Origin of the sequence: Mesorhizobium sp. M7A.F.Ca.US.002.01.1.1 (assembly GCF_004022955.1) — a bacterium.
Lineage (GTDB): Bacteria > Pseudomonadota > Alphaproteobacteria > Rhizobiales > Rhizobiaceae > Mesorhizobium > Mesorhizobium ciceri.
This window is the reverse complement of record NZ_RZQE01000992.1, coordinates 1-759: the sequence shown is the minus strand read 5'-3', so window position 1 is coordinate 759 and position 759 is coordinate 1. Positions and strand designations below refer to the sequence as shown.

The window sequence follows — 759 nt, the reverse complement described above, 5'->3', positions numbered from 1 at the left end:
TGCCCGCACCCTCGCCCAGCACCAGGCCCTTCCTATCGGCGGAGAAGGGCCGGCAGGTATCGGGTGAAAGCACGCGCATTGCTTCCCATGCTTTCAGCACGCCCCATGCGAAGGGTGCGTCGCTGCCCCCGGAAACCATTACGTCGGCCCGGCCCAGCTTGATCTGGTCCACCGCCGAGGCGATCGCATGGTTGGCCGAGGCACATGCGGAGGTCACCCCGAAGACCGGCCCGCGCAAGCCGAGGCTCAAGCTAAGATGGACGGAAGCGGCGCTGGGCATCACCTTTACTCCAGTGAAGAGTTCAGCACGGATTGCGCTACCCAAAAGCAGTGAGCGGTAAGTTTGTTCTGTTGCGTACGAACCGGTAAATCCGACGCCCACTGTCGCGCCGAAGCGATGGGCATTCCCCTCGTCGCAGGAAAGTCCGGCCTGCCGCATGGCTTCGCGCGCTGCAAGCACGGCGAGCAAGCTGAAGCGGTCCATGGAGATGAGATGCCCCCGGTTGATGTCGTGCTGGGGCAGCGCCTTGATCTCAGCGCCGGTCATGCCCTCCAGGTCATGAAGCTCGGAATTGGCGATCGGGCCGATGGCGGAGCGGCCTTCGCGCATCTCTTTCCACATAGAGGCGGCCTCGGTGCCCAGTCCGCACAGGCCGCCCACTCCGGTGATAACGACGCGCCTGTCCATTCAAGCCTCCTTCGCAAGCAAGCCGCGGACGGCTTCCACGACGTCGCCGACATTCTTGAGATTGGACCAGG

At 63.9% G+C, this 759-nt stretch carries 1 protein-coding gene; it reads right to left on the bottom strand.

Going from position 1 to position 759, the window contains the following annotated elements; genetic code table 11:
- On the bottom strand, window positions 1-688 hold a 688-nt coding region (locus EN932_RS37305), incomplete at its 3' end, for a beta-ketoacyl synthase N-terminal-like domain-containing protein (protein WP_275955674.1).
- Between the last annotated feature and the right edge of the window lie 71 nt (window positions 689-759).